Source organism: Amycolatopsis sp. 2-15 (assembly GCF_030285625.1).
Lineage (GTDB): Bacteria > Actinomycetota > Actinomycetes > Mycobacteriales > Pseudonocardiaceae > Amycolatopsis > Amycolatopsis carbonis.
Genome location: NZ_CP127294.1, coordinates 5,735,345 through 5,759,611 on the forward strand (window position 1 = coordinate 5,735,345; position 24,267 = coordinate 5,759,611).

Here is a 24,267-nt window from a genome sequence, read left to right on the forward strand (position 1 = left end):
GCCGTAACCCGCAGCGGAATGGCCGTTGTGCGTATCCTTCAGCCGCGCCCGCGGGGCCGGTTCGGCCCGCCCGCGCGGAAGAGGTTGCTGGGCAGCTCGTGTCCCACGGCGCGTTCCACCACCGCGGCGGCTTCGAGCACCTTGCCGAGGTCGACGCCGGTGTCCACACCGGACTCTTCGAGCAGGTACACCACCTCCTCGGTGGCGATGTTCCCGCTCGCGCCGGGCGCGAACGGGCAGCCGCCGAGCCCGCCGGCCGACGCGTCGATCTTCGTGATCCCGGCCTGCAGCGCGGCGAGCACGCACGCGAGCCCGGAGCCGCGGGTGTTGTGGAAGTGCACGCCGAGCTCGACGTCCGGGCACGCCTCGCGCACCCGGCCCAGCAGCTCGGTGACCCGCCCGGGCACGGTGGTGCCGATGGTGTCGCCGAAACACAGCTCGTCCGCGCCGAGGTCGACGGCCCGCCGCGCGAGGTCCACGATGCGGCTCACCGCCGTGCGCCCGTCGAAAGGACAGTCCCACGCCACGGCGAGGATCGCCTCCAGCCGCCCGCCGGAGTCGTGCGCGAGCTTCGCGATGTCCGGCACCGCGGCGACGGCCTCGTCCGTGGTCCGGCGCGCGTTGGCGAGGCTGTGCCCGTCGGACGCGGAGATCACGTACTCGAGGTCGGCCATGCCGGCGGCCACGGCCCGGCGCGCCCCGCCGCGGCCGGCCACCAGCGCGGAGAACGCGAGGTCCGGCCAGCGGCCGAGCTCGGCCGCGAGCTGCTCGGCGTCGGCGAGCGCGGGCACGGCGGCGGGGGAGACGAACGACGTCACCTCCACGCGCCGCACGCCCGTGGCGGCCACGGCGTCGAGGATGTCCAGCTTGGCGGCGAGCGGGATCGGCGCTTCGAGCTGAAGACCGTCGCGCAGCCCGACTTCGCGCAAGTTCACGGAGAAGACCATCGTTGCCTCTCAGACGATTCCGGCTTCGGAGAGCTCGGCCAGCTCGGCGCCGGTGAGGCCGAGCAGTCCGGTGTAGACCTCCGCGTTGTGCGTGCCCGGCTGCGCGGGACCGGCCCAGCGCACCGAACCCGGCGTGCCACTCAGCACCGGCATCACGCCAGGCCCCAGCACCTCTTTGCCGATCGCGTCGTCGAAGTGCGGCAGCAGCATTTCGCGTGCCTGGAACTGCGGGTTGGCCACCACGTCGGCGACGGTGGCGACCGGGCCGACGACCACACCGGCGGTTTCGAGGATCGACGTGAGCGTGGCGGAATCGTGGCGCGCGGCCCATTCGCCGACGAGCGCGTCGATTTGGTCCTGGTTGCGCCCGCGCGCCACGTGGGTCGCGAATCGCGCGTCGGTCGTGAGGTCCTCGCGGCCCATCGCCGTGCACAGCCGCGCGAACACCGTGTCCTGGTTGGCGGCGATGACGATCCAGCGTTCGTCGGCACAGCGGTAGAGGTTCGAGGGCGCGAGCCCGTCGAGGCGGGTGCCCGACGGTTCGCGCACCAGCCCGGTGGCGTCGTAGTCGGGGATCACGGACTCGAGCATCGCCAGGCACGCCTCGGCCAGCGCGACGTCGACGATCTGGCCGCGCCCGCTCGTCCCGCGCGCGTGCAGGGCCGCGAGCACGCCCTGCGCGGCGAACATCCCGCCGAGCGAGTCACCCAGCGACAGTGCCGCGCGTGGCGGCGGGCCGCCCGGGAAGCCGTTGAGGTAGCGCATTCCGCCGATCGCCTCGGCCACCGACGCGTAGCCGGGCCGCTCGGCGTGCGGGCCGGTCTGCCCGTAGCCGGAGACGCGGGCGAGGATCAGCCCGGGGTTGCGTTCGGCGAGCACGTCGAAGCCGAGACCCCAGCGTTCGAGCGTGCCGGGGCGGAAGCTCTCGACCACGACGTCGGCCGTGTCGGCCAGGCGCAGGAACAGCTCGCGGCCTTGCGCACGGCGCAGATCGAGCGTGACGCACCGCTTGTTGCGGGCGTGGACGGTCCAGAAGAAGTGGTGCCCGTCGAGCTCGGCCTGGCCCCACACGCGCAGTGGATCGGGCCGGTCGGGGGCTTCGAGCTTGATCACGTCCGCGCCGTGGTCGGCGAGCAGCCGGCCGCAGAACGGGCCGGCGATGAGCGTGCCGAGCTCGAGGACGCGGATCCCGGCGAGCGCGCCGGCGGGGAGGTCGGTGGCAGACACGACGCACACCGTAGGAACGCGGGTGCGCGGCGAGATATCCGATCGCGGTGGCGGACTATCCGTCCTGTGCGCCGCCGGGGGATTCCGGTCCGCGCGCCGCGGCTATTCGCCCGCGGTTGGCGGATGGTGCCGGCGGCGAACTGCTCTTACCGTTGCGGCGCATGGACAACCGGACACGCACCGAGCCGCCGCAGGTCGAGCCCACGCACATGCGCGAGGTTCTCGGGCACTTCGCCTCCGGCGTCGTGGTCGTCACGGCGCTGGCGCCGGGCGGCCCCGCCGGGTTCACCTGCCAGTCGTTCAGCTCGCTCTCCCTCGACCCGCCGCTGGTGTCGTTCGCGCCGGCCCGCTCGTCCACGAGCTGGCCGAAGATTCGCGCCGTCGGGCGCTTCTGCGTCAACGTCCTCGCTGAAGACCACGCCGAGCTGAGCACCGCGTTCGCCCGCTCGGGCACGGACAAGTACGCCGGTGTCGAATGGCGCCCGGCCCCGTCCGGCGCGCCCGTGCTCGACGGCGTCGCCGCGTGGATCGACTGCACGCTGGAACACGAATACGCGGGCGGGGACCACACGATGGTCGCCGCCCGCGTGCACGCGCTGGGTGCGAATCCTTCGCGGGCGCCGCTGTTGTTCCACCGCGGGGCGTACGGGATCAGCGCGAAGAACTGATCCCGGCTCAGGCCGACACGGCCCGCAGCGTCTCGCGCGGCAGCTCACCGAAGCGTTCCCGGTACTGCTGCGCGAAGCGGCTCTGGTGGAAGAAACCCCAGCGCAGCGCGATGTCCGTGACGCGCGTGAGGGCCGGGTCGCTGCGCAGCAGCTCGGCGCGCACGTGGTCGAGGCGGATCCGGCGCAGGTGGTTCATCGGTGACTCGCCCAGGACTTGCTGGAACGTGGCGTGCAGCGTGCGCACGCTCATGCAGCCGACCTTCGCCAGCTCCTGCGGGGTGAGCGGCTCGTCGGCGTGGGCCTCCATGTACTCGATCACCGGGCCGAGGCGGCTCTGGCGCACGGGGTCGTCGGGCGCGGCGAGGTCGTCGGCGTACTGGTGGCGCCCGGCGTGCAGCAGCTGCGTCATCACGAACGCTTCGAGCTGCTCGCGCGCGATCGGCATGTCGGCGAGGCCGCCGGGGCGTTCGAGCTCACGGGCGAGGAACTCCACCGACGAGAGCAGGGTGCTGCCGGCGGGCGTGGTGAAGTCGATGCCGAAGTCGAAGTCGAGCACCTCGTCGACGGGGCGGTTGAGGTGCTCGCCGAGGTGGGTCTCCAGCGTCCGGCGGCCGATCTTGAGGATGAGCTGCGCCGCGTCCGGTGACCAGCGCACGGTGTTGACCTGGTCGGGCAGCAGCACGACGCCGCTGGTGCGCGCCCGCGTGGTGGCGCGGCGCCCGTCGGTGCGGTCGGCGTCCGTGCGGCCGGCGATGGTGAGGTTGACGTGGTAGCAGTCCTCGGTCGGCGGCATCACGAGCTTCGCGCACGACTGGTAGCTGAGGTAACCGACGGTGAACATCCGGTCGGCGGTCGAGTTCAACGTCATGTCGAGCTCGTTGCCGGGCACCGTGAGGTCGTGGTCCAGGTAGATCCTGGTGACCGCGTCGCGGGCCTCTTCGAGCGAGCGGGTGCCGAGCACCCGGTAGCGCGACAGCGGCGCCTCGGCCGGGACGCCCTCGGGACGGGCAGCCATCCGACACCTCCTTGTGTCGTCTTTCTGCTCAGTGTCGGTTCTTCTCCGGCGGCCTCGAGCGGTGAGGCCGGTGCTCCGGGCCAGCTCGACACTAGGTGGTCGCCGCGGCCCCCTACTAGCCCGAAAGCGCGTGGCGCTATCCGCTGAGTGCAGCACTGCCCGGCCGCGTGTGCTTCTCGTCTCGCCGGGTGGGACGCGCACCTTCGCGCTGAGCGGATCCGAGGCTGCCGTCCGGGGATATCGGCGGGCCGTCGCCGATCCCTAGCGTTTCCCGGCATCCCCAGGCGCCAGCCCCCTGCAACGAAGGAGAGGTCGATGACGACCACCTCAGCGCCACCGCTGGAGGAACTCAAGCTCTTCATCCACGGCAAGTCCGTCGATGCCCGCTCGGGCCGGACCTTCGAGTCGCAGAACCCCTACGCCGGCAAGCCGTGGGCCCGGCTCGCGGACGGCGGTCTCGAGGACGTCGACGAGGCCGTCGCGTCGGCCCGGGCGGCGTTCGAGGGCGAGTGGGGCGCGATGACCGGCTTCCAGCGCGCCGCGATCATCCGCCGCTGCGGCGACGCGATCGCCGCCAACGCCGAGCGCCTTGCCCGGCTGGAGGTCAACGACTCGGGCAAGCTGCTGCGCGAGATGCTGGGCCAGCTCAACAGCCTGCCCCAGTGGTACTACTACTTTTCCGGCCTGGCCGACAAGATCGAGGGCCGCACGGTCCCGCCGGTCAACCCGAACTACTTCGGCTACACCCGGCGGGAACCGGTCGGCGTGGTCGGCGCCATCACGCCGTGGAACTCGCCGCTGCTGCTGCTCACTTTCAAGCTCGCCCCCGCGCTCGCCGCGGGCTGCACGATGGTGGTCAAGCCGTCGGAGCACGCGCCGGCCTCCACCGTCGCGTTCGCCGAGGTGCTGCACGAGGCGGGGCTTCCCGCGGGCGTGCTCAACGTCGTCACCGGCTGGGACCGCTCCACCGGCGAGGCCCTGGCGAAGCACCCGGGCATCGACAAGGTCGCGTTCACCGGCTCGTCGGCGACCGGCGCCAAGGTCGCGCAGGCCGCCGTGGCGAACTTCAACCGCGTGACGCTGGAGCTGGGCGGGAAGTCGCCGCAGGTCGTGTTCGCCGACGCCGACCTCGACGCCGCCGCCAACGGCCTGGTCGCGGGCGTGTTCGCGGCCACCGGGCAGACCTGCATGGCGGGCTCGCGCCTGATCGTGCACGCCGACGTCCACGACGCGCTGGTCGAGAAGGTCGTCGCGCGGGCCAACGCCATCAAGCTCGGCGACCCGACGGCCGCGGAAACGGAGATGGGCCCGGTCGCCAACCGGCCGCAGTACGAGAAGGTGCTCGGTTACCTGCAGGGCGCGGCCGCGGAGGGCGCGACGTTCGCCTGCGGTGGTGAGCCCGACGCCGCTCGCGGTGGCCTGTTCGTGAAGCCGACCGTGGTCACGGGCGTGACGGCGGAGAACACCATCGTCCGCGAGGAGGTGTTCGGCCCGGTGCTGGCCGTCTACCCGTTCCACGACGAGGACGAGGCACTCAAGCTCGCCAACGACACGCCCTACGGCCTGGCCGGCGCGGTCTGGACGAAGGACGTGCACCGTGCCCACCGAGTCGCCGCGAAGCTGCGCGCCGGAACTGTGTGGATCAACGCCTACCGCGTGATCGCCCCGAACATGCCCTTCGGCGGCTACGGCGCCAGCGGCATCGGCCGGGAGAACGGCGCCGACGCGATCAACGAGTACACGGAGAACAAGTCCGTGTTCGTCGAGCTCACCGGCGGCACCCGCGACCCGTTCCAGCTCGGCTGAGCCACCCCATTTCCGCGAAGGAGACCCCCATGACGATGACCGCCAACGAACGCCTCGGCCTCGCCCCGACCGACCCGCGCCCGGCCGACGAGACCCGGCCGCTGGTGGACCGGGCCGAGACGAACCCGCTGTTCGGCGACCAGAAGATGAAGCTGGGCCTGTTCGGCACCAACTGCTCCTACGGGCTGATCATGAGCCACGCCCCGAGCACCTACAAGATCACCTGGGAGCACACGCGCGAGATCGCGCAGCGCGCCGACGGCCTCGGCTTCGACGTGCTCGTGCCGGTCGCGCGCTGGAAGGGCTTCGGCGGTTCGACGAACTTCAACGGCAACTGCTTCGAGACCTACGCCTGGGCCGCCGGCCTGGCCGAGGCGACGGAGCGGATCGCCATCGCGTCGACCTCGCACCTGCCGACGGTGCACCCGATCGTCGCGGCGAAGGCCGCCACCACGATCGACCACATCTCGGGCGGGCGCTTCGCGCTCAACCTGGTGATGGGCTGGGTGCCGCCGGAGATGGAGATGTTCGGCGGCGAGCAGCGCCAGCACGACGAGCGCTACGCGTTCGGCCAGGAGTGGATCGACTACGCCATCCGGCTGTGGACCGAGCCCGGCTCGTTCGACGTCGCCTCGAAGTACTTCCAGGGCAACGACGTCGAGGCCTACCCGAAGCCGCACCAGGGCCCGCGCCCGGCGTTGCTCAACGCGGGCAACTCGCCCGCGGGCATCGAGTTCTCCGCGCGCAACGTGGACATCAACTTCGCCTCGCTCGACACGCTGGAGAACATCAAGGCCTACACCGCGAAGGTCAAGGCCAAGGCCCGCGACGACTACCAGCGCGACATCAAGGTGATGACCTACGGGCTCGTCGTCTGCCGCGACACCGAGGAGGAGGCCAAGCGCGCCTTCCAGCAGGTCGTGGACGAAGGCGACTGGGGTGCTGCCGGCAACGTCATCAAGATCGCCGGGTCGGGCGCGAGCCAGTCGTTCGACCACGCGGTGAAGGAGATGCAGGAGCGGTTCATCGCCGGCTGGGGCGGTTACCCGATCGTGGGAACTCCGGAGCAGGTCACCGAGGAGCTCGGCGCGCTCAACGAGGCCGGGATGGAAGGCATGATCTTCGGTCTCATCGACTACAACGAGGAGCTGAAGTACTTCGGCGACAACGTGATGCCGCTGCTGAAGCAGGCGGGTCTGCGCCACTGAGTGCGGCGGCCGGACCTGCGGCTCCGGGCGGGTGGCCGACCCGTCCGGAGCCGAACGCCTTCCCGGGCTTGCGAAAAGCGGCGGTACGATCACCGGCCGCGATTTGCGAGGATGGGTGGTGTGAACAGCCCGGACGAGCTGGCGTCGACGCTGCGGGGCTGGCGGGAACGGCTGGTACCCGGCCGGGCCGGCCTGCCGGTGCACGGGCCGAGACGAGCGCGCGGGCTCCGGCGCGAGGAGCTGGCCGTGCTGGCCGGGCTGTCGGTCGACCACGTCGTGCGGCTGGAACAGGGCCGCGCGCCGGCTCCCGGAGTGCAGGTGTGCGTCGCGCTCGCGCGGGCGTTGCACCTGTCCGACGCCGAGCAGGAACGGCTGTTCCGGCTCGCCGGCCACGAGCTGGGCGGTGGCCGCGTCGGGCGGCTGGTGCCCGAGAGCACGCGGCGGCTGCTGGAACGCCTCGACGACCACCCGATCGCCGTGCACGACGCGATGTGGACGCTCATCGCGTGGAACCGGCCGTGGGTCGCGCTGCTGGGCGAGCCCGCCGCGCGCGAAGACGAGCGCAACGCCGTGTGGCGCCACTTCACCGGCTGCCCGACGCGCACCGTGCTGACCGCGGCCGAGCGTGAGGACTACGAGACCGCGCTGGTCGCCGACCTGCGGCTCGCGCAGTCGCGCTACCCGCGTGACCCCGATCTGTCGGCCCTGGTCGGCCGGGTGGGCTCGGCGAGCGAGGAGTTCCGCAGCCGGTGGGACACGCCCGGCGTCGACGACCTCGCGCGCCAGCCGACCTGCCTGACCGTGGCCCACCCCGACGCCGGGCGGCTCGACCTCGACCGCGACGTGCTCGCCAGCCGCCACGGCGACCTGCGGATCGTCGTCTGCACGGCGCGGCCCGGCACGGAGTCGGCCGCACGGCTCGCGTTGCTCGGCGCGCTGGAGTTCGAGTCGATGGCCCCGCCGGGTTGAGGCGGGTCCTGCCGGCGAGATCATGCCACCACCCCCGCGGTCCATCGCGCTCGGGATGGGGAACTACGGGCGGTCGAGGTTCGGTGCGGTGAACCCGCCGATCCCGCTCCAGCAGCTCGGCCAGGCGCAGGGGAGTGCGGTCCTCGAACATCGGCCCGACGAGCTGGACCCCGACCGGCAGCCCGGCGGCGTCGAGGCCGGTGGGCACGACCGTGGTCGGCAGTCCCGGCAGCGTGGCAAGGCCGGCCCACACCAGCTGGTCGCCGTAGGGGTGCTCGGCGCCGTCGACGAGGACGCGCCGCAGCTCCTGGTGCGGCGAGTGGTCGTGGGCGAACGCGGGGGTCGGCGAGACGGGGCAGAGCACCACGTCGTACTCGGCGAACACCGCGCGCCAGGCCTGGCGCTGGCGTTCGCGGGCCAGGTCGGCCGCGAACCAGTCGCGGTAGCTCAGCCGGGTCCCGCGCACGCGGGCGGCGTGGAGGCTGTCCTCGCCCGGCGGGAGGTCCGCGAGCAGCCGGCCGAACCGTTCGTAGACCTCCGCCGGGAAGTTCGTACCGAAGGTGGCGAACAGCAGCCGCAGGTAGAGCCGCGCCGACTCGGTGAGGTCGGGCACCAGGCCGCTGCCGTGGTCCACGCGGGCGCCGGCCGCGGTGAGCGCTTCGGTCACGCGGGTGAGGCCGGCGCGCACGCTCGCCGACGTCGGGAGGTCCGGGTGGTCTTCGAGCAGGAGCACACGGAACTCCGCCAGGCGCTCGTGGCGGGCCGGCGGCAGGCGCAGCCCGTAGGCGACCCCGAGCGTGAGCGGATCCGGCTCGGCGAGCAGGTCGAGCAGCACACCCAGATCGGCCGCGGTGCGCGCCATCGGGCCGATCACGGCCAGGTCCACCTCGGTCGGCAGCGCGGAAGCCGGCGGCGGCGTGTGGCCCCGCGACGGCAGCAGCCCGTACGACGGTTTGTGCGCGTAGACCCCGCAGAAGTGCGCGGGGGTGCGCAGCGAGCCGCCGATGTCCGAGCCCATCGACAGCGCGCCGAACCCCGCGGCCAGCGCGGCCGCCGAGCCGCCGGACGAGCCACCGGGTGTGCGGGCGAGGTCGAACGGGTTGGCCGTCGTGCCGTAGATGTCGTTGTAGGTCTGCAGGTCGCCGAGGGCGAGCGGCACATTGGTCTTGCCGAGCAGCACCGCGCCGGCCGCCTTGAGCCGCGCGACGGGCAGCGCGTCCTGGTTCGCGACGAAGCCCGCGAACGGCGGGAGACCCCATGTGGTCGGCAGCCCGGCCACGTTGAACGACTCCTTGACCGTGATCGGCACGCCGAGCAGCGGGCCGTCCTCACCGCGGGCGCGCGCCGCGTCGGCCGCGCGGGCAGCGTCGAGCGCGCGGCCGAAATCGGGCACGCAGATCGCGTTGACAGCCCCGTCGTACTTCCCGATGCGCTCGATCGCGGACTCGGCCAGCTCGACGGCTGTGACCTCGCCGGCGCGCAGGGTCGCGGCGAGCTGCCCGGCCGAAAGCAGGTTCGGGTCCATGCGTTCCTCCCGCGACGACGGCGTTCGACGGCGTTCGACGGCGACGTTAGCGGCTCGTCCGGCCGGTCGTCCCGGACTTCGCCGGACTATCGTGGCGCGGCGGGGAAATCGCTCGCCTCGCGGATCTCACGTTTCGGCGCGCCCGCGCGTCTACCTGGTGAGAGGCGAGAAGAAGGGAACAGGGACATGGGCGTTCGGCACACGGTCACGGCGTCGCCGGTCGGCGACCTGACGTTGGTCGCCGACGGCACGGCGCTCGTCGGGCTCTACTTCGAGGGCCACAAGCGCGAACCGCGGCTGGCGGGCCTGGGTCCGCGCTCGGACGAGGGCTTCGGCGAGGCGACCCGGCAGCTGGGGGAGTACTTCGCGGGCGAACGCCGGGAGTTCGATCTCGAGCTGGCGCCGCGCGGATCCGGCTTCGAGCGCAAGGTGTGGGACTTGCTCACGAAGATCCCGTACGGCGAGAAGCGCACGTACGGCGAGCTCGCCGCCGAGCTGGGCGACCCCGGCGCCGCGCAGGCGGTGGGCAACGCAAACGGCTGGAACCCGATCAGCATCGTCGTGCCGTGCCACCGCGTGGTCGGCGCGAGCGGCGGCCTCACGGGGTACGCCGGTGGCGTGGACCGCAAGCGGTTCCTGCTGAGCTTGGAGGAGCCGCCCGCCGAGGATGACGGCAGGCTCTTCTGAGCCCGCGCCCGTTCGACGAGCTCGTCACCGACCACGGGGCCATGGTGCTGCGGGTCTGCCGGGCGGTGGTGGGCCCGCACGACGCCGAGGACGCGTGGTCCGAGACGTTCCTGGCCGCGCTCAAGGCCTACCCCGACCTGCCGGCCGGGGCGAACGTGGCGGCGTGGCTGGTCACCATCGCGCACCGCAAGGCCGTGGACCTCACCCGCGCCCGCGCGCGGCACGCCGTGCCTGTGGAGCGAACCCCCGACGAGCCGAGCCGCACCGGCCGTCCGGACGACTGGGACGGCGACCTGTGGGACGCGCTGGCCGCGTTGCCGGACAAACAGCGAGCGGCCGTCGCCTACCACTACCTCGGCGGGTTCCCGTACGAGGAGGTCGCCGCCATCACCGGCGGCACCGCGGCCGCCGCCCGCCGTGCTGCCGCCGACGGGGTGAAGGCCCTGCGCGCGGCGTCGCGCCGAGGAGAGCTGGAAGGAGCAGCGCCATGACCACCGATCTGTTCGCCGCACTGCCGGCCGACGACGAAGCCGCACAGGATCGCCTGCGCGCCCGCCTGCTCGCCGCGGCCGAACGCGACGGTCTGCTCGACGTCGCGTACCGCACGGTCGACTCGCCCGTGGGCCCGCTGCTGCTGGCCGCGACCGGTGCCGGGCTCGTGCGGGTCGCGTTCTCCGTGGAGGACCACGGTTGCGTGCTCGCCGAGCTGGCCGCGGCCATCAGTCCGCGGGTGCTCGCCGCGCCGGCCCGTCTGGACACAGTGTCCCGTGAGCTCGACGAGTACTTCACCGGCCGGCGCCACACGTTCGACGTCGCGGTGGATCTGCGGCTGGCCAAGGGTTTCCGCCGCGAGGTGCTGCGGCGGCTCGGCGAGATCCCGTACGGCAGCACGCGCAGCTACTCCGAAGTCGCTGCCGCGGCCGGAAGTCCCAAGGCGGTGCGCGCCGTCGGGACGGCGTGCGCGCGCAATCCGGTGCCGCTGGTCGTGCCGTGTCACCGGGTGGTGCGTGCCGACGGCAGCTCCGGGCGATACCGCGGTGGCGAAGACGCGAAACTGGCGTTGCTGGCCCTGGAAACGGCTTCCTGACGCGGTTTCGTCAGCGGTGGTCCTGGGCGAGGCCGTCGGCGGCGTCGAGGCCGAGGATCGCGAGCAGCAGCGCGCAGTCGTCGACGTCCTCGGCGGCGGAGGCGACCAGGCGGACCACGTGGCGGCGCTGGTCGTCGGGGAGCTCGCGGGCGCTGTGCAGGTCGGCGACGGACGGTACGGTCGTGCGCTTCACGGCTGCCCGCCCGAGGTCACCGCGCAGGAGCGCGGGGCAGAGGTGGTCATCGGACCCTCCGATCTTCCGGCCGCGGGGCCGTCGCCGGGGGCCGGGGCGGGAACGTTCAGCATATCCCGTTCCGGGCTTGCCCGGTCGGGTGAGGGGCCACGGTGAAAACGCTTCCTCGCGAGGCTCGGACGGGTTGCGGTCCACTGTGGATCTTCGATTCGGACACGGACTGTGCCCGGCCGCTGGCAGGAACCACCCGGGTGGCCGAGCGACCACCGGCCCGCGCGCGCCTACTCTGTGAACTTCTTGCCCAGGACCCCGGCGACCGGCGATGTTTTTCACGCAGGATCGGGGTGAGCGGCGGTGTCGGGGGACGACAGTCCGCACGATCCGTCCGTCGAGGGCGGCGATGTGAAGACGGGAAGCGCTTCTCACGACTGGCCGTTGCGCCACGGTGGCGGGTACCCGCCGGGCTGGCAAGTGCGGTATCGGTGCCGGGTGCGCCATGCCGCCAGGGAATCCGCGGAATCTCCGTGGCAGGAGAAGACGGGCACGATCGCGGGCCGCGGGCTGCGCGACGAGCACACCAGCACCACATGGGTCCCGGTGCGCCCGTGCGGGACCGCCGCCGACGCGCCGGTGAGCCTGGTGCGAGCCACGGACATCCTCGACGCCCGCCCGCCTTCCGGGAGGGCGAACCAGGCCGGGGAACCGCCTTGGCCGACCTGATGATCCACTGAGGACGGTGCGCCTGTTCGGGTGAAAAACCCGGAATCCGGACATCATGCGGTAGATTCGCCGACGAGGCCCCGGACCCGGCTTCGTAAACCTGGGTCGGCGAAGGGTGGAGGCGGATGACCAACGGACTCGAGGCGGAAACCGAGCCGTTCGCGGTGGGGCGGAAGTTCGCCTACCTGGCTCGCGAAGAGAACGGCGTGACGGTCCGGACCGGGGTGGTCACCGGCGAATGCGTCGACGCGGAGGCGGTTTCGCACGTGCCGATCGTGGACGCCGAAACCCCGGATCCGCGGTCCAGCAAGCTGGTTCCGGTCACAGATGTCACCGACGCGGCGCCGGGTCGTAACCGCCATTCGGCGGGGAACCGGCCGCGTTCGTTGCCGTGGCGGGTTTTTCACGTCGGGCGCCATCGCGCCTGAGCGGGTTCAGCGTGTCGCGCCGGACCGGATGACCGTTGCCGGACCGGGCGGGGGAGATTCCACGGAGTCGTCGGGGGCTTCGTGGGCGACTCCCGCTCGGTCGAGGATGGTTGTCACACCCGGGTTTCCGGCGCGCACGCGGAACCGTTCGCCGGCGAGCGCGGCCACGGACTCCGGCCCGAGCGCGGTACACGCCGTCAGGTCCACCACCACGGCCGCGGCTCGCAGGGTCACGGCCTCGGCGAGGTGTGCGGCGAGCACCGCGTCGCCCGCCGGGCTCAGCGCGCCGGAGACCTCGACGGTCACGAGCCCGGCGCTCACGAGCGTGCGCACCCGCGAAATCCCGGGCAGCACAGGGACTTGCGGTACGTCGGGCTTCGGCTGATTCTCCACGGACATCCCGCGCCTCTCCGGAAAACCGCGGTGGCCGGGGGCTGGGGTCCACGTGTTCAGGCAGTCTAACCGGCCGGGCGCGGCGTAACCTCGGTCCGTGACCGGACCGCGGGTGATCACCGTCTTCCTCGTCGACGACCACGAGCTGGTGCGCCGCGGCGTGGCCGAGCTCGTGGCGGACGAGGACGACCTCACGGTGGTGGGCGAGGCCGCCTCCGTCGCCGAGGCGCTGGCCCGGATCCCCGCCGTGCGCCCGGATGTGGCGGTGCTCGACGTCCGCCTCCCCGACGGCGACGGCGTCCGCCTGTGCCGCGACCTGCGCGCCACGCTGCCCGGCCTGCGCTGCCTGATGCTCACGTCCTTCACCGACGAGCGCTCGATGGTCGACGCGGTCCTGGCCGGCGCCGACGGCTACGTCATCAAGGACATCAAGGGACTCCAGCTCGTCGACGCCGTCCGTCGCGTCGCGGCGGGCCACAGCCTGCTCGACGAACGCGCGGTCGCCGCCCTGATGGCGAAACTGCGCGAGAGCACCCGCGGCCCCGGTCCGCTCGCCGCGCTGACCGAACAGGAGCGCGTGCTGCTGGACCTCATCGGCGAAGGGCTGACCAACCGGCAGATCGCCGAACGGATGTTCCTGGCGGAGAAGACGGTGAAGAACTACGTTTCCCGCCTGCTGGCCAAACTCGGCGTGGAACGCCGCACCCAGGCGGCAGTTCTCGTCACGGCGCTCCACGACGAGGAACGCCGCGCCGGCGGCTGACCCCGGCCGCCTTGAGAGAACGTACGTTCTCTGCGGGTTGCCGAGACTTCTCCCAGTGTGGCTTGGGGTGCCATTGAAACGGCAGCAGTAGTGCGTCTGCACTCCCTCGCACTGCCGCGCAGGCGACCAAGCTGCCGGGCAAAATCGTTGTGCGGGTGAGTGATCACGGTCGACACGGATAGAGAACGGTCGTTCTTCGAGTGGTGCCACGTTCGACTCGAGGGCCGGGGCGATCACGGCCACCCGCGGGAGAACGGGCTTTTGTCGCTCGCGACCACGGCGTCGAGGTCGGTGTGGGGTCGCGGCGGGACGGGCGCGCCGTGGCCTAGGCGCAGCAGGGCCTGGGGCCACATGCCGCCGCCGAGCAGGCGGCGCAGGTCGCGGCGGCGGGCCGGGGTGAGGGTGCCGGACCAGTGGACGGCGGACAACCCGGCGGTGGCCGCCGTGAGCAGGACGCGTTGCACGGCTTGGCCGGCCTGCAGCTGGGCGAGCGGGGTGTCGTGCAGCGAGCCGACGGCGACCAGCAATCGTCCGGGTGCCGCGGCGAAGTCGGTGCCCGCGGCGTCGGTGCCCGCGGAGTGCTGGGGGAGCATGATTTCGCACAGCCGCGGCAGTTGTGCGTCGCCGATCGTGGCGAGCCAGGCGCGTTCGAGTTCCGCCGCCTTGCGGAGCTCGCGCTGCACCGCCGGGGGCACCAGGGCCGCGCTGAACGGGCTGCGGTTGCCGCGCCTGAGCCGGATGGCTTCGACGAGGCGGCGGTCGACCGGCGTCACCGGCTCGAGCCCCCGCGGCCGCACGACGGCGAGTAGATCGGGCCGCGCCGCGGCGGGCAGCAGCCGCACGTCGGGGTGGCAGCCCTGGGCCTTCACCGCGAGCCGGAGGTTCAGCAGCGCCGCGCCGCAGTCCAGCAGCTGCCCGCGGCGGCCACCCGAAGCCGGGCCCGCGTAGAGCTCGATGGACCCCGGCGTACACAGGAACCGCCACGGCCGGGTGTCGTGCAGGGGCGGCGGGGTCGTCGCGGCGAGCAGCACGGACCGGACCTGGCGTGCGTTCAGCCGCCCGACGGGTATGACTCCGGCCTTCATGGGCACCTCCGCGTCCCGGTCCCACGCTGCGCCCGCGCGCCGGGCCGGGCCTAGTGCCGAACGTCCCGCGTGCCGGGTCCAAGGTCGCCGTTCACGGGTGACCCCGGGCCCGGGCCGGTGTGCCACAGTGACGGCATGCCGGACGTCGACCGGGTACCCGCGACCTCTCCGGCCGGGGAACGCGACCGGCTGGACGCGCTGCTCACGGCCGTCCTCGGCCTGTCCTCCGGTCTGGAACTGGACGGCACGCTGCGCCGGATCGTGGCGACCGCCGCGGACCTCGTCGACGCCCGCTACCGCGCGCTCGCGGTGCTCGACGCCGAGGGCGCCACCACCGGCTTCGTCGTCACCGAGCTCGACCACCTCGACCGTTCGCGGGCCCCAGGGGCCGGCCACACCTCCCTTCGCGTCGCCCTGCGAGCGCGCGGCGTGCTGCTGGGGCGCCTTTACCTCACCGGAAAACGAAGCGGCACCGGCTTCACCGACGACGACGAGCAAGCCCTCGCCGCGCTCGCGGCCGCGGCCGGCATCGCCGTGGACAACGCGCGCCTCTACGAGGAAGCCCGCAACCGCCAGCGTTGGCTCGAAGCCACCGGCGAAATCTCCGCCGCCCTCCTCGGCGGCACCGAGATCAGCGAAGTCCTGCGCCTGATCGCGAGCCGCGCCGCCGGCCTCACCGGGTCCGTCGACGCGCTGATCGCCGTGCCCGCCACCGAAGCCGCGCTCGTCGTCACCGTCTGCGCCGGTCCGGACTCCGATGCCCTCACCGGCCGCCGGATCCCCGTCGCCGGGTCGACGTCGGGGGCGGTGCTGCGCGACCACGTGCCGCGCAGCGTCTCCGGGCTCGCCTGGACCTCGCCGACGGCCCGCGCGTCGACCTCGGTCCCGCGCTCGTGGTGCTGCTGCGCTCGGGTGAGTCGATCGCCGGCGTCCTGCTCGCCGTGCGCGCTCCCGGCGCGGCGCGCTTCGACGAGCAGGAGCTGCAGATCGTGTCCGCGTTCGCCGACCAGGCCGCGCTCGCGCTGCGCGACGCCGGGAACCAGGCCGCCCGCCGCGAGCTCGACGTCGTGGTGGACCGCGACCGGATCGCGCGCGACCTGCACGACCACGTGGTGCAGCGGCTGTTCGCGGTCGGGCTGCAGATGCGGGACACGGTGCGCCGCGGGGACACCGGCCGTCGCGACGCGGCTGGGCCGGCACATCGACCAGCTGCAGGAGGTCATCGAGGAGATCCGCAGCGCGATCTTCGAGCTGCACGCGGCCCCGGGGCGCCGTGGCGGCCTGCGCGCGAGCCTCCAGCACGCCGTCACCGAAACGACGGGCGACTCGGCGATCCGCACCACCGTGCGCCTGTCCGGCCCGCTGGACCGGGTGCCGCCGATCCTCGCCGAACACGCCGAAGCCGTGGTGCGCGAAGCCGTGAGCAACGTGCTGCGCCACGCCCGAGCCGATGCGCTGGCTCTGACCGTGACGCTGGGCGAGCACCTCGTGATCGAGGTGTCCGACACGGGGGTGGGCCTGCCGGCGGGGGTGGCGCGCTGCTCGAGGTTGCACAGTGGCTTGCGCAACCTCGAGCAGCGCGCGACCGAGTCGGGTGGCACGTTTCGCGTGGAGCGTCCGCCATCGGGTGGCACCCGTCTCCTGTGGACGGTCCCCGTGAGCCCGGCCCACGCGGTGGTCTCCGGAGGGTCACGGTGAACCGGCCGCGAGCCGCGGCCCTGGTGGGTGTGGTCACAGCGTGCAACACTCTAAGCCTGTCCTTGCCTTTGGCGCTGCGTGGCGCCGGCTCCGGACCTCGGCGAGGTGGGACGCCACCATCGAGCGCCCGGGAAGTTCCCCACGGGTCGCACCCGCAGTGCGATACCCGCCCGCCTCCGGCGGTTCCCGCGAAGCGGAGTCCACTTCGGACCGAAGCGGGCATCCGCGGCCTCGCCGGTGGTCGAGGTGAAGGAGGTGCGTCGCGTGAACACCGGCTACCCGGTCCGCGTCGAGGCCGAACTGGACGAACCGTTGTCCCGCTGGCTCTGGCTCGTCAAGTGGCTGCTGGCGCTGCCGCACCACCTCATCCTGGCGGTCCTGTGGATCGCCTACCCGTTCGGCATCGCGGCGTTCTTCGCGATCCTCGTGACGGGCCGCTACCCGCGTTCGCTGTTCGAGTTCACCGTGGGCGTGCTGCGGTGGAGTTTCCGCGTGCACTACTACTCCTATGCCGCACTCGGCACCGACCGGTACCCGCCGTTCACGTTCGGCGACGTGCCCGAGTACCCGGCGCGGCTGCAGGTCGAGTACCCGCAACGGCTTTCACGCGGGCTCGTGCTCGTGAAGTGGTGGCTCCTGGCGCTGCCGCAGCTCATCCTCGTGGGACTGTTCGTCGGCGGCGGCACGTGGCTGTTCACCCGGTCGGGCCGGTTCGACTTCACGTGGGCGGCCGGTGGTCTCGTCGGCATCCTGGTGCTGATCGCCGCGGTCGTCCTGCTGTTCACCGGAAAGTACCCGCGCCCGCTGTTCGACTTCATTCTCGGGCTCGACCGCTGGGTGCTGCGGGTCGCCGCGTACGTGTCGCTGCTGATCGACCGGTACCCGCCGTTCCGGCTCGACCTGGGCGGCAGCGAGCCGGGCGGACCGGCGCCTTCGCCGGGGCCGCTGACCCAGCCGCCGCCCGGTTCGGCGACCGAGCCGGGGACCGAGCCCGCGACACCGCCGTTCGCCGCACCCCCGACACCATCGGCGGGCGGTCCCGGCCCGGCGGCCACGGGCTGGACGGGTGGCCGCATCGCCGCCGCGATCTGCGGCGCGGTGCTGGTGCTGTTCTCCACCGGTCTGCTCTCGGGCGGCAGCGCGCTGATGTGGGCCGACCGCAACCAGCGTGACGCCGACGGCTACTTCTCCGGCTCGGCCCCCTTCAACGCTTCGGGATACGCGCTCGTGAGTGACCCCGTGCAGCTGCACGGCCTGGGCACCGGCGGGCCGGACCTCGCCGCGATCGTCGGCGACACCCGGATCCGCGCCACCGCCGTCGACGCCACGCAAGGTGTCTTCGTCGGCATCGCGCCCGCCGCGAGCGCGGCACAGTACCTCGCCGGCGTCGAGCACACGACGGTGATCGATTTCGGCGACCGCGGTGCGGTCGGCGTCGACAACCCGGGCCGCGCGCTGACGATCCCGCCGGAGCAGGCGGGAATCTGGGCCGGCCAGGCGTCGGGCCCCGGCACGCAGTCCGTGGCGTGGCCCGTGCGCGACGGGGACTGGACCGTCGTGGTAATGAACTCCGACGGCTCCCGAGGCGTCGCGGTCGACGCGGAAGCCGGCGCGACCGTGCCGGCGATCGGCTGGCTGTCGGTGCTGCTCGTCGTGGTCGGCGTGGTGGTCCTGGCCGGTGGTGTGGCGTGCATCTGGTTCGCCGCGCGCGGCGCTTCGGGGCACCGGGCGCGCACGCCCGTGCCGGTGGCCGGAGGAGGTCCCGGCGACGGGGGGCGAGCACCGTGACCCGTTCGGCGGACTGGTTCAAACGGATGCGGCACGCCCTGTTCCCGCGGGGCGGCGTGGTGGTCCGGCCGTCGGACCGGTTCCAGGCAGCGGTGCTGGCCGCCTTCGTGGTGTTCGCGCTGCTGGCGGTGCCGTTCGCCGGCGTCGTCGGTTCGGAAACCGCCGCGCAGCGCGGAAAACAGGCTACCGAGGAAGCGGCCAGCCGGCACCGCGTCGAGGCGACACTGCTCGTCGACGGGCCGCCGCAGCACGCCGTCGGCCCGGACGGCGTGCCGAGTGGGGCGCAGCCGCGCGATGCCCGCTGGCGGTTGCCCGACGGCGGTTTCCGCGTTGCGCAGGTCGACGCAGACCCGGAGACCAAGGCCGGCGACCTGGTCGTGGTGTGGCTCGACCGGGCCGGTGACCCGGTGCCGCCGCCGCTCGATCCGCGTACGGCCTCGGTCGAGGGTGCGATGACGGGGTTCGGGGCGTGGGCCGGGTTCTGCGCGCTGCTGAGCCTGCTCTACGGAGCCCTCGTCCTCGGGCTCGACCGTCGGCGGCTCAGGTTGTGGCAGCGGGAGTGGACGTTGGAACTGGACGGCAAGACGAGGTCCTGACCGGCCGGAGCCGAAGCGGGACTGGAGAAACGACCGGAGAAAGGCGGGATGGCGGATGCTCACCATGACCCGATCGGCGATCGCGGCGATCGACCGGATCACCGAGGCCCACCAAGTCGGACGGCGCGGCGGCTGCCGTCTGGTGCTCGACGGCCCGCCCCGGGCGGGGGCGGCGGTCGAGGTGGAGGTGGCCACGTGCCCGGCCAAGGGCGACGATGTCGTCGCGATCGACGACACGCAGCTGTTCCTCTCGCGCGAGGCCAGGGTGGGGCTCGCGGAGAAGGTCCTCGACGTCCGGGAGGACCTGGAGGGCCACTACACGTTCCTGATCGCGAACGCCCGCCTGTGACGCCGGCGGGACCCCGACCCCGGAAGGCGAGTCCCGACGGCGGAAATCGACGCACCGACCGCCGGCGTGGTGGCCGCGCCCGGTACGGATGACCGCGGCAGCGACGCCTTCGGCCCCTCTGCCGGGAAATCCACCGGACGCGGGTCGCTTCGCGTTGGACGTGGCGCGGGGAGGAGGACCAGTATGGGTACCAAGGGCGAGATGGGGGAGGTGGCCGCTGTGGGTGACCGAGAGCGGCGGATGATCCGTACGTTCGTCTCGATGGCCGACACACTGGTCGACGAGTACGACGTGACGGACCTGCTGGACATTCTGGCGCAGCGCTGCGTCGAGCTGCTCGAAGTCGGGGCCGCGGGGCTGATGCTCGCGGACGAGCGCGGGAGCCTGGAAGTGCGGGCCTCCTCGACGGAGCAGGACGGGCTGCGGGAGCTGGTCAAGCTCGGTGTCGACGAGGGACCGGGCGTGGCCTGCTTCCGATCCGGCGTCGCGGTGCACGCGACGACGATCGGCGCCGACAGCCAGCGGTGGCCGCGGTTCGCCGCGGCGGCGCGGCGGGCGGGGTTCGCCTCGGTGCACTCGCTGCCGTTGCGGCTGCGCGGGCTGACGATCGGCGCGCTGAACCTGTTCGGCCGCGCCAACGTGCCGGCCGAGGACCTCGAGCTGGCACAGGGCCTCGCGGACACCGCCACGATCGGGATCCTGCAGGAACGCGCCATCCGCCGCGGCGAGGTGCTCTCGGACCAGCTGCAGTCGGCGCTGAGCAGCCGCGTGGTCATCGAGCAGGCGAAGGGCGTGCTGTCGATCAGTGGGCGCCTGTCGATGGCCGACGCGTTCACGGCGCTGCGCCAGTACGCGCGCAGCCACAACACCCGGCTCGGCGAAGTCGCCCGTTCGCTGGCCGAAGGCGAGCTCGACCCGGCCGTGGTGCTGACGCGGGTGTCCGGCAAGAACTGATCACGAGTTGCCCGGCTCCGGGGAAGCGTTTTCCCCGGCGGCCGTCGTCAGCCCGGATCCGACTGTCCCGTATGGACTCTCCGGGCCCCGCGCCCGGACACGGTCGATCATCCTCTGCGCCTCGGCCTCGGTGAACCGGCCCTGGCGCACGTAGCCGACGATGGCGGCCACGGTGCTCAGGTGCGGTTCGGCGATGCCCGTCAAGTCCATGGAATCCACGGCGGCCCCTCACTCCGCTGGCTCGCCGCCGGGGGCAGGGGCGGCCCTTCGCACCCTACGCGCTCCCTGCGCCGTTGTGCGGGCCCGGGACACACCTTCCGCGGCAACGATTTCAGCGGTTCTTGGCCGCCGCACGGCAGCGCTGGCAGCAAAAACCCGCGTCGACGTGGGAGAAACCGCTACGGATCAAGCGTTCCCGGCGGGGGCGACGGCGGCCATCGCCCGGTCGAGGCACACGGCGAACGTCTCCGCGCCCCCGCCGGCGAGCCACGCGTGCTGCGCGGCGAGCAGGCACGAGAACGCGGCACCGGCGACGGCGGGGAGCGCCGGGTCGGTCGGGTCGCATGGCGTGCCGCGGGTTTCGGCGCGTTCACGCAGCACGGTCTCGGCCGCGGCCGCCATGCGGTGCAGCTTCTCGAGGTAGCTCGCGAGCAGGGCGGGTGTCGCGAAGACGATGCGCTGCATGGGTTCGGCGACCTCGTGCTTGCCGGGCGCGTCGACGTAGGGCACGAGCAGGTCGAACGCCCGGCGCAGCGAGGTCCACGCCGGTTCGTCGAGCGGGCGCTCGCGCAGCCGCTCGACCATCGTCTCGGCCAGCACCTCGAACTTGCCGACGATCAGGTCTTCCTTGGTGGGGAAGTAGCGGAACAGGCTGCGCCGCGACAGGCCCGCGGCCTCGGCGACGTCGCCCATCGTCGTGCGCTCGTAGCCGTGCTTGACGAACAACCGCTGCGCGGCCTCGGTGATGTCCTGCTGCACGGCCCGGCGGGTCCGTTCGCGCAGGCCGGGGCGGTGGTCGGTCACCAGGCCACCCTAACAGCGTTCGGCACAGTTGGCACTGAGTGCCACAAGTGGCGTACAGTGTCGATCAAGCAAGCCTGGGAACGAGGAGCGTCATGTCCGAACCGAAGACGATCGTGATCACCGGTGCCAGCGACGGCATCGGTGCGGCCGCGGCCCGCCGCCTGCACGCCGACGGCCACCGGGTCGTGGTCGTCGGGCGCTCGCCCGCCAAGACCGAAGCCGTCGCCCAGGAGCTCGGGGTTGAGCACCACGTCGCCGACTTCGCGCGCTTCGCCGAGGTACGCGACCTGGCCGCCGCGCTCGACGCGGCCCACCCGCGCATCGACGTGCTCGTGAACAACGCCGGGGGCATCTTCGGCGACCGCGCCAAGACCGAGGACGGCTTCGAGAAGACCGTGCAGGTCAACCACCTGTCGCCGTTCCTGCTCACCACGCTGCTGATGGACACGCTGCTGGTGTCTCGCGCGTCGGTGATCCAGACCTCGAGCTCGGGCGCCCGGCTGTTCGGCGACCTGCGGCTCGAGGACCTCGACCACGACGCGGCGTTCACCCCGCACAAGGCCTACGGCACCGCGAAGCTGGAGAACATCCTGTTCACGCGCGAGCTCCACGCCCGTTTCCATGCTCGGGGCCTGTCCGCGGCCGCGTTCCACCCCGGTGCCGTCGCCACGGCCTTCGCGACCGAGAGCTCCAGCTTCTTCCGGCTGGTCTACAAGAACCCGCTGGGCCGGATGGTCATGGTCAGCCCGGAGAAGGGCGCGCGCCAGCTGGTCTGGCTGGCGACCGCCGAACCGGGCGCCGAGTGGGAGTCCGGCGCGTACTACGAGCGCGGCAAGCCCGCGCGGCGCGTGAACCCGCAGGCGACCGACGACGACCTCGCCCGCCGGCTGTGGGACCGCTCGGCCGAGCTGGTCGGGGTGCAGACCGCCTGAGGTTCAGCAGGGCCGGAGCCCGGCCACGACCAGGTCCAGCAGCCGCGAGGCCAGCTCGCGCTGGTCTTCGTGGCCCGCGATGAGGGTGACGCCGCCGATCGCCATCATCACGTCGTCGGCCGGGACGTCGGCGCGCAGTGTCCCGGCCTCGGCTGCGGCGGTGAGCATGCGCTCGATCGCCGCGCGCAGCAGGTCACGGCTGTGTGTGCGCAGGCCTTCGCGGGCGGCCAGGATGCCGGGCAGTGCTTCGGCCATCCCGTTCTTGGTGAGCATGTAGTCCACGAACCGCTCCGCCCACGCGCGCAGGGCGGCGTCGGGTGGCCGCTCGGCGAGCAGGTCCGCGGCGGATCCGGCCAGGCGTTCGGTCTCGCTGCGGTATGTCGCCTCCACGAGGTCTTCCCGGGCCGGGAACCGCCGGTACAGCGTGGCGATGCCGACGCCGGCCTCCTTCGCGATGGCCTTGAGCGAGGTGTCCGCCCCCTGGCGGGAAAACGCGCGCGCCGCGGCCTCGAGGATGCGGTCCTGGTTCTCCTGCGCGTCGGCCCGCAGCGACCGTCCGGTGTTCGTCACGCCACCCCTCTTTGCTAAGTGGACCCGAATCCGGTTATAGTCGTATGTGGAACCGGCTCCACATACGACACTAGCGGAGCGGAGAGGACAGCACCATGACCCAGCGAGTGACCACGCCCTTCGGCGCGACGTCCACGGCGGCCGAGGTGGTCGCCGGAGTCGACCTGAGCGGCCGGCGCGCCGTCGTGACCGGGGCGGCGTCGGGGATCGGCGAGGAGACCGCCCGCTCGCTCGCGTCGGCCGGCGCGGAGGTGACACTGGCCGTGCGCGACCCGGCGGCGGGGGAGCGGGTGGCGCGGGAGATCGGAGCGAGCACGGGGAGCTCCGCCGTGCGGGTGGCCACCCTGGACCTGGCCGACCCGGCCTCGGTCAGCGCGTTCGTCGCGGCCTGGGAAGGGCCGCTGCACATCCTGGTGGCCAACGCCGGCGTGATGGCCACACCCGAGCGGCGGACGGCGCCGGGCTGGGACCTGCAGTTCGCCACCAACCACCTCGGCCATTTCCAGCTGGCGACCGGCCTGCACAGCGCGCTCGCCGCGGCGAGGCACGCCCGCGTGGTCGTGGTCAGCTCGGTGGGACACGTCAACGGCGAGGTGCTCTTCGACGACGTCTCCTTCACGCGCACGCCGTACGACCCGTGGGCGGCCTACAGCCAGTCGAAGACGGCCAACATCCTCTTCGCCGTCGAGGCGGCTCGGCTCTGGGCGGCCGAGGGGATCGCGGTGAACGCGCTCAACCCGGGCCGCGTCTGGTCCACGAACCTCGGCCGGCACATGGCGAACCCGCCGTCGGCCTTCGATCCCTCCGGCGCGACCGGCGTGTCCGTGAAGGACATCCCGCAGGGCGCCGCGACCTCGGTGCTGCTCGCCGCGTCGCCGCTCGTGGCAGGTGTGACCGGGAAGTACTTCGAGGACTGCCAGGAAGCCGAGCCGTTCACCGCGGGCGTGCGGCGGGGTGTCGCGGACTTCGCGCTCGACCCGGCGAAGGCACGGCGGCTGTGGGCGCTTTCGGCGGAACTGCTCGCTCAGGCGGGTTATCCCCTCGCGTGACCGGCAGGCCGGTGTGGTGCCGGGCGTGCGCGACGCCTAGGTCGTCGCCGGAGCGCTCGGGGTGCTCGGGGTGCTCGTCGAGCCGCCGCACACCGAGACGACGGCGCCGACCGACGTGGCGACCTGCGTCGCGGCTGTGCGCAACGCGGAGACGTCGAGCGGCTGGGTCGTCAGCACGTCCTGCAGCTGCTGGAGCGCGGTGCCGGCGGCGTCGAGGTCGGACTGCGCTTCCGGCCCGAGCACGGCCCGGGCGGCGTCGAGGGACGAGCGCAGGTCACGTGCCGCGGTGGTCACCTCGTCGCGGCTCGCCTGGCCGGTGACGAGCGAGGCCGTCTTGGTCGCGAGGTTCTGGGCCGCCGTGGCGACCGCGGCGCACTCGACGCGTGAGTCACGCGAGGTCGGCGCGGGCGAGGCCGGGGCCGACGCCGCGCTGGACGGCGCCGGCGTCTGTCCACTTTGGTCACCTGAGCACGCGGCGGTGACCGCGAGCGCGCCGAGCAGCGCCGCGACGGCCGCGACGGCCCTCTGCGCCGCGGGATGGCGTCCGGCGCCGGTTTCCTCGGCCACGTCCGCCTCCTCGTCTGCGC

The 24,267-nt window shown here is 72.8% G+C and carries 27 protein-coding genes and 1 pseudogene; 17 read left to right on the top strand and 11 right to left on the bottom strand.

Annotated features, from left to right (window positions below; genetic code table 11):
- Positions 1-38 precede the first annotated feature (38 nt).
- Together QRX50_RS28340 and QRX50_RS28345 are read right to left on the bottom strand one after the other, a co-directional pair.
- Positions 39-935, bottom strand: coding sequence for a hydroxymethylglutaryl-CoA lyase (locus tag QRX50_RS28340; protein ID WP_285966194.1), 897 nt, complete (start codon positions 933-935; stop codon positions 39-41).
- A 21-nt stretch (positions 936-956) separates the two neighbouring features.
- Positions 957-2,174, bottom strand: a complete 1,218-nt coding sequence (locus QRX50_RS28345; protein WP_285966195.1) for a CaiB/BaiF CoA transferase family protein — start codon at positions 2,172-2,174, stop codon at positions 957-959.
- 161 nt (positions 2,175-2,335) lie between these two features.
- On the opposite strand from QRX50_RS28345, the gene QRX50_RS28350 reads away from it, so the two are divergent.
- Entirely contained in the window at positions 2,336-2,842 is a 507-nt protein-coding gene (locus tag QRX50_RS28350) for a flavin reductase family protein (protein ID WP_285966196.1), read from the top strand.
- A gap of 7 nt (positions 2,843-2,849) precedes the next feature.
- On the opposite strand, the gene QRX50_RS28355 is transcribed toward QRX50_RS28350, so the two are convergent.
- Complete coding sequence (locus QRX50_RS28355) at positions 2,850-3,857, bottom strand: AraC family transcriptional regulator (RefSeq protein WP_285966197.1); 1,008 nt, start codon at positions 3,855-3,857, stop codon at positions 2,850-2,852.
- A gap of 315 nt (positions 3,858-4,172) precedes the next feature.
- On the opposite strand from QRX50_RS28355, the gene QRX50_RS28360 reads away from it, so the two are divergent.
- The 3 genes from QRX50_RS28360 to QRX50_RS28370 all read left to right on the top strand — a co-directional run bounded on the left by QRX50_RS28360 (position 4,173) and on the right by QRX50_RS28370 (position 7,840).
- Positions 4,173-5,663, top strand: coding sequence for an aldehyde dehydrogenase (locus QRX50_RS28360; RefSeq protein WP_285966198.1), 1,491 nt, complete (start codon positions 4,173-4,175; stop codon positions 5,661-5,663).
- Positions 5,664-5,692: 29 nt separating this feature from the next.
- Positions 5,693-6,871, top strand: coding sequence for an LLM class flavin-dependent oxidoreductase (locus QRX50_RS28365; protein WP_285966199.1), 1,179 nt, complete (start codon positions 5,693-5,695; stop codon positions 6,869-6,871).
- 120 nt (positions 6,872-6,991) lie between these two features.
- On the top strand, positions 6,992-7,840 hold the full coding sequence (locus tag QRX50_RS28370; RefSeq protein ID WP_285966200.1) for an MmyB family transcriptional regulator: 849 nt from the start codon (positions 6,992-6,994) through the stop codon (positions 7,838-7,840).
- Between the two features lie 63 nt (positions 7,841-7,903).
- Here QRX50_RS28370 and QRX50_RS28375 read toward each other — a convergent pair.
- Positions 7,904-9,365: pseudogene (locus tag QRX50_RS28375) on the bottom strand (amidase).
- Positions 9,366-9,551: 186 nt separating this feature from the next.
- Between QRX50_RS28375 and QRX50_RS28380 the strand changes: the two are divergent.
- The 3 genes from QRX50_RS28380 to QRX50_RS28390 are packed head-to-tail and all read left to right on the top strand — an operon-like array spanning position 9,552 to position 11,139.
- The gene (locus tag QRX50_RS28380) at positions 9,552-10,052 is read left to right on the top strand and encodes a methylated-DNA--[protein]-cysteine S-methyltransferase (protein WP_285966201.1); all 501 of its coding nucleotides are present in this window, start codon (positions 9,552-9,554) and stop codon (positions 10,050-10,052) included.
- Positions 10,053-10,093: 41 nt separating this feature from the next.
- Positions 10,094-10,543: an RNA polymerase sigma factor gene (locus tag QRX50_RS28385; protein ID WP_434533151.1), complete on the top strand. Its 450-nt coding sequence runs from the start codon at positions 10,094-10,096 to the stop codon at positions 10,541-10,543.
- Positions 10,540-11,139, top strand: coding sequence for a methylated-DNA--[protein]-cysteine S-methyltransferase (locus QRX50_RS28390; protein WP_285966202.1), 600 nt, complete (start codon positions 10,540-10,542; stop codon positions 11,137-11,139). The genes QRX50_RS28385 and QRX50_RS28390 overlap by 4 nt, the downstream gene beginning before the upstream one ends.
- 10 nt (positions 11,140-11,149) lie before the next feature.
- Here QRX50_RS28390 and QRX50_RS28395 read toward each other — a convergent pair whose 3' ends face one another.
- The gene (locus QRX50_RS28395; RefSeq protein ID WP_285966203.1) at positions 11,150-11,332 is read right to left on the bottom strand and encodes a hypothetical protein; all 183 of its coding nucleotides are present in this window, start codon (positions 11,330-11,332) and stop codon (positions 11,150-11,152) included.
- Positions 11,333-11,686: 354 nt separating this feature from the next.
- On the opposite strand from QRX50_RS28395, the gene QRX50_RS28400 reads away from it, so the two are divergent.
- Positions 11,687-12,052, top strand: coding sequence for a hypothetical protein (locus QRX50_RS28400; RefSeq protein WP_285966204.1), 366 nt, complete (start codon positions 11,687-11,689; stop codon positions 12,050-12,052).
- A gap of 125 nt (positions 12,053-12,177) precedes the next feature.
- Positions 12,178-12,480, top strand: a complete 303-nt coding sequence (locus QRX50_RS28405) for a hypothetical protein (RefSeq protein ID WP_285966205.1) — start codon at positions 12,178-12,180, stop codon at positions 12,478-12,480.
- Positions 12,481-12,486: 6 nt separating this feature from the next.
- Here the strand turns inward: QRX50_RS28405 and QRX50_RS28410 are convergent, their stop codons facing one another.
- The gene (locus QRX50_RS28410; RefSeq protein WP_285966206.1) at positions 12,487-12,879 is read right to left on the bottom strand and encodes a hypothetical protein; all 393 of its coding nucleotides are present in this window, start codon (positions 12,877-12,879) and stop codon (positions 12,487-12,489) included.
- A 106-nt stretch (positions 12,880-12,985) separates the two neighbouring features.
- Between QRX50_RS28410 and QRX50_RS28415 the strand changes: the two genes are divergently transcribed.
- Positions 12,986-13,636, top strand: a complete 651-nt coding sequence (locus QRX50_RS28415) for a response regulator (protein WP_285974590.1) — start codon at positions 12,986-12,988, stop codon at positions 13,634-13,636.
- 233 nt (positions 13,637-13,869) lie between these two features.
- Here QRX50_RS28415 and QRX50_RS28420 read toward each other — a convergent pair whose 3' ends face one another.
- Complete coding sequence (locus QRX50_RS28420) at positions 13,870-14,721, bottom strand: hypothetical protein (RefSeq protein ID WP_285966207.1); 852 nt, start codon at positions 14,719-14,721, stop codon at positions 13,870-13,872.
- A gap of 1,428 nt (positions 14,722-16,149) precedes the next feature.
- On the opposite strand from QRX50_RS28420, the gene QRX50_RS49750 reads away from it, so the two are divergent.
- The 5 genes from QRX50_RS49750 (at position 16,150) to QRX50_RS28440 (ending at position 20,106) form a co-directional block, all read left to right on the top strand.
- Positions 16,150-16,419, top strand: coding sequence for an ATP-binding protein (locus QRX50_RS49750; protein ID WP_353074171.1), 270 nt, complete (start codon positions 16,150-16,152; stop codon positions 16,417-16,419).
- 246 nt (positions 16,420-16,665) lie between these two features.
- Entirely contained in the window at positions 16,666-18,207 is a 1,542-nt protein-coding gene (locus tag QRX50_RS28425) for a DUF4389 domain-containing protein (protein WP_285966208.1), read from the top strand.
- Complete coding sequence (locus QRX50_RS28430; RefSeq protein ID WP_285966209.1) at positions 18,204-18,803, top strand: Rv1733c family protein; 600 nt, start codon at positions 18,204-18,206, stop codon at positions 18,801-18,803. The genes QRX50_RS28425 and QRX50_RS28430 overlap by 4 nt, the downstream gene beginning before the upstream one ends.
- A 64-nt stretch (positions 18,804-18,867) precedes the next feature.
- On the top strand, positions 18,868-19,152 hold the full coding sequence (locus tag QRX50_RS28435) for a hypothetical protein (protein ID WP_285966210.1): 285 nt from the start codon (positions 18,868-18,870) through the stop codon (positions 19,150-19,152).
- Positions 19,153-19,335: 183 nt separating this feature from the next.
- A complete protein-coding gene (locus QRX50_RS28440) occupies positions 19,336-20,106 on the top strand; it encodes a GAF and ANTAR domain-containing protein (RefSeq protein WP_285966211.1) in 771 nt (256 codons plus the stop codon).
- On the opposite strand, the gene QRX50_RS28445 is transcribed toward QRX50_RS28440, so the two are convergent.
- Both QRX50_RS28445 and QRX50_RS28450 read right to left on the bottom strand, forming a co-directional pair.
- Positions 20,107-20,325: a hypothetical protein gene (locus QRX50_RS28445; RefSeq protein WP_285966212.1), complete on the bottom strand. Its 219-nt coding sequence runs from the start codon at positions 20,323-20,325 to the stop codon at positions 20,107-20,109. It abuts the gene before it with no gap.
- Between the two features lie 186 nt (positions 20,326-20,511).
- Positions 20,512-21,129, bottom strand: a complete 618-nt coding sequence (locus tag QRX50_RS28450; protein WP_285966213.1) for a TetR/AcrR family transcriptional regulator — start codon at positions 21,127-21,129, stop codon at positions 20,512-20,514.
- A 92-nt stretch (positions 21,130-21,221) separates the two neighbouring features.
- Between QRX50_RS28450 and QRX50_RS28455 the strand changes: the two genes are divergently transcribed.
- The gene (locus tag QRX50_RS28455; protein WP_285966214.1) at positions 21,222-22,061 is read left to right on the top strand and encodes an SDR family NAD(P)-dependent oxidoreductase; all 840 of its coding nucleotides are present in this window, start codon (positions 21,222-21,224) and stop codon (positions 22,059-22,061) included.
- Between the two features lie 3 nt (positions 22,062-22,064).
- Here the strand turns inward: QRX50_RS28455 and QRX50_RS28460 are convergent, their stop codons facing one another.
- Positions 22,065-22,631: a TetR/AcrR family transcriptional regulator gene (locus tag QRX50_RS28460; protein WP_285966215.1), complete on the bottom strand. Its 567-nt coding sequence runs from the start codon at positions 22,629-22,631 to the stop codon at positions 22,065-22,067.
- A 95-nt stretch (positions 22,632-22,726) separates the two neighbouring features.
- On the opposite strand from QRX50_RS28460, the gene QRX50_RS28465 reads away from it, so the two are divergent.
- A complete protein-coding gene (locus QRX50_RS28465) occupies positions 22,727-23,680 on the top strand; it encodes an SDR family NAD(P)-dependent oxidoreductase (protein WP_285966216.1) in 954 nt (317 codons plus the stop codon).
- Between the two features lie 36 nt (positions 23,681-23,716).
- Here QRX50_RS28465 and QRX50_RS28470 read toward each other — a convergent pair whose 3' ends face one another.
- Entirely contained in the window at positions 23,717-24,247 is a 531-nt protein-coding gene (locus tag QRX50_RS28470; protein ID WP_285966217.1) for a hypothetical protein, read from the bottom strand.
- Between the last annotated feature and the right edge of the window lie 20 nt (positions 24,248-24,267).

What these genes read in the sequence shown, in the direction of transcription:
- QRX50_RS28410 (WP_285966206.1), bottom strand. Translation starts at nt 12,879, where the DNA reads ATGTCCGTGGAGAATCAGCCGAAGCCCGACGTACCGCAAGTCCCTGTG.
- QRX50_RS28405 (WP_285966205.1), top strand. Translation starts at nt 12,178, where the DNA reads ATGACCAACGGACTCGAGGCGGAAACCGAGCCGTTCGCGGTGGGGCGG.
- QRX50_RS28380 (WP_285966201.1), top strand. Translation starts at nt 9,552, where the DNA reads ATGGGCGTTCGGCACACGGTCACGGCGTCGCCGGTCGGCGACCTGACG.
- QRX50_RS28440 (WP_285966211.1), top strand. Translation starts at nt 19,336, where the DNA reads ATGGGTACCAAGGGCGAGATGGGGGAGGTGGCCGCTGTGGGTGACCGA.
- QRX50_RS28420 (WP_285966207.1), bottom strand. Translation starts at nt 14,721, where the DNA reads ATGAAGGCCGGAGTCATACCCGTCGGGCGGCTGAACGCACGCCAGGTC.
- QRX50_RS28355 (WP_285966197.1), bottom strand. Translation starts at nt 3,857, where the DNA reads ATGGCTGCCCGTCCCGAGGGCGTCCCGGCCGAGGCGCCGCTGTCGCGC.
- QRX50_RS28455 (WP_285966214.1), top strand. Translation starts at nt 21,222, where the DNA reads ATGTCCGAACCGAAGACGATCGTGATCACCGGTGCCAGCGACGGCATC.
- QRX50_RS28385 (WP_434533151.1), top strand. Translation starts at nt 10,094, where the DNA reads ATGGTGCTGCGGGTCTGCCGGGCGGTGGTGGGCCCGCACGACGCCGAG.
- QRX50_RS28360 (WP_285966198.1), top strand. Translation starts at nt 4,173, where the DNA reads ATGACGACCACCTCAGCGCCACCGCTGGAGGAACTCAAGCTCTTCATC.
- QRX50_RS28435 (WP_285966210.1), top strand. Translation starts at nt 18,868, where the DNA reads ATGACCCGATCGGCGATCGCGGCGATCGACCGGATCACCGAGGCCCAC.
- QRX50_RS28465 (WP_285966216.1), top strand. Translation starts at nt 22,727, where the DNA reads ATGACCCAGCGAGTGACCACGCCCTTCGGCGCGACGTCCACGGCGGCC.
- QRX50_RS28365 (WP_285966199.1), top strand. Translation starts at nt 5,693, where the DNA reads ATGACGATGACCGCCAACGAACGCCTCGGCCTCGCCCCGACCGACCCG.
- QRX50_RS28350 (WP_285966196.1), top strand. Translation starts at nt 2,336, where the DNA reads ATGGACAACCGGACACGCACCGAGCCGCCGCAGGTCGAGCCCACGCAC.
- QRX50_RS28390 (WP_285966202.1), top strand. Translation starts at nt 10,540, where the DNA reads ATGACCACCGATCTGTTCGCCGCACTGCCGGCCGACGACGAAGCCGCA.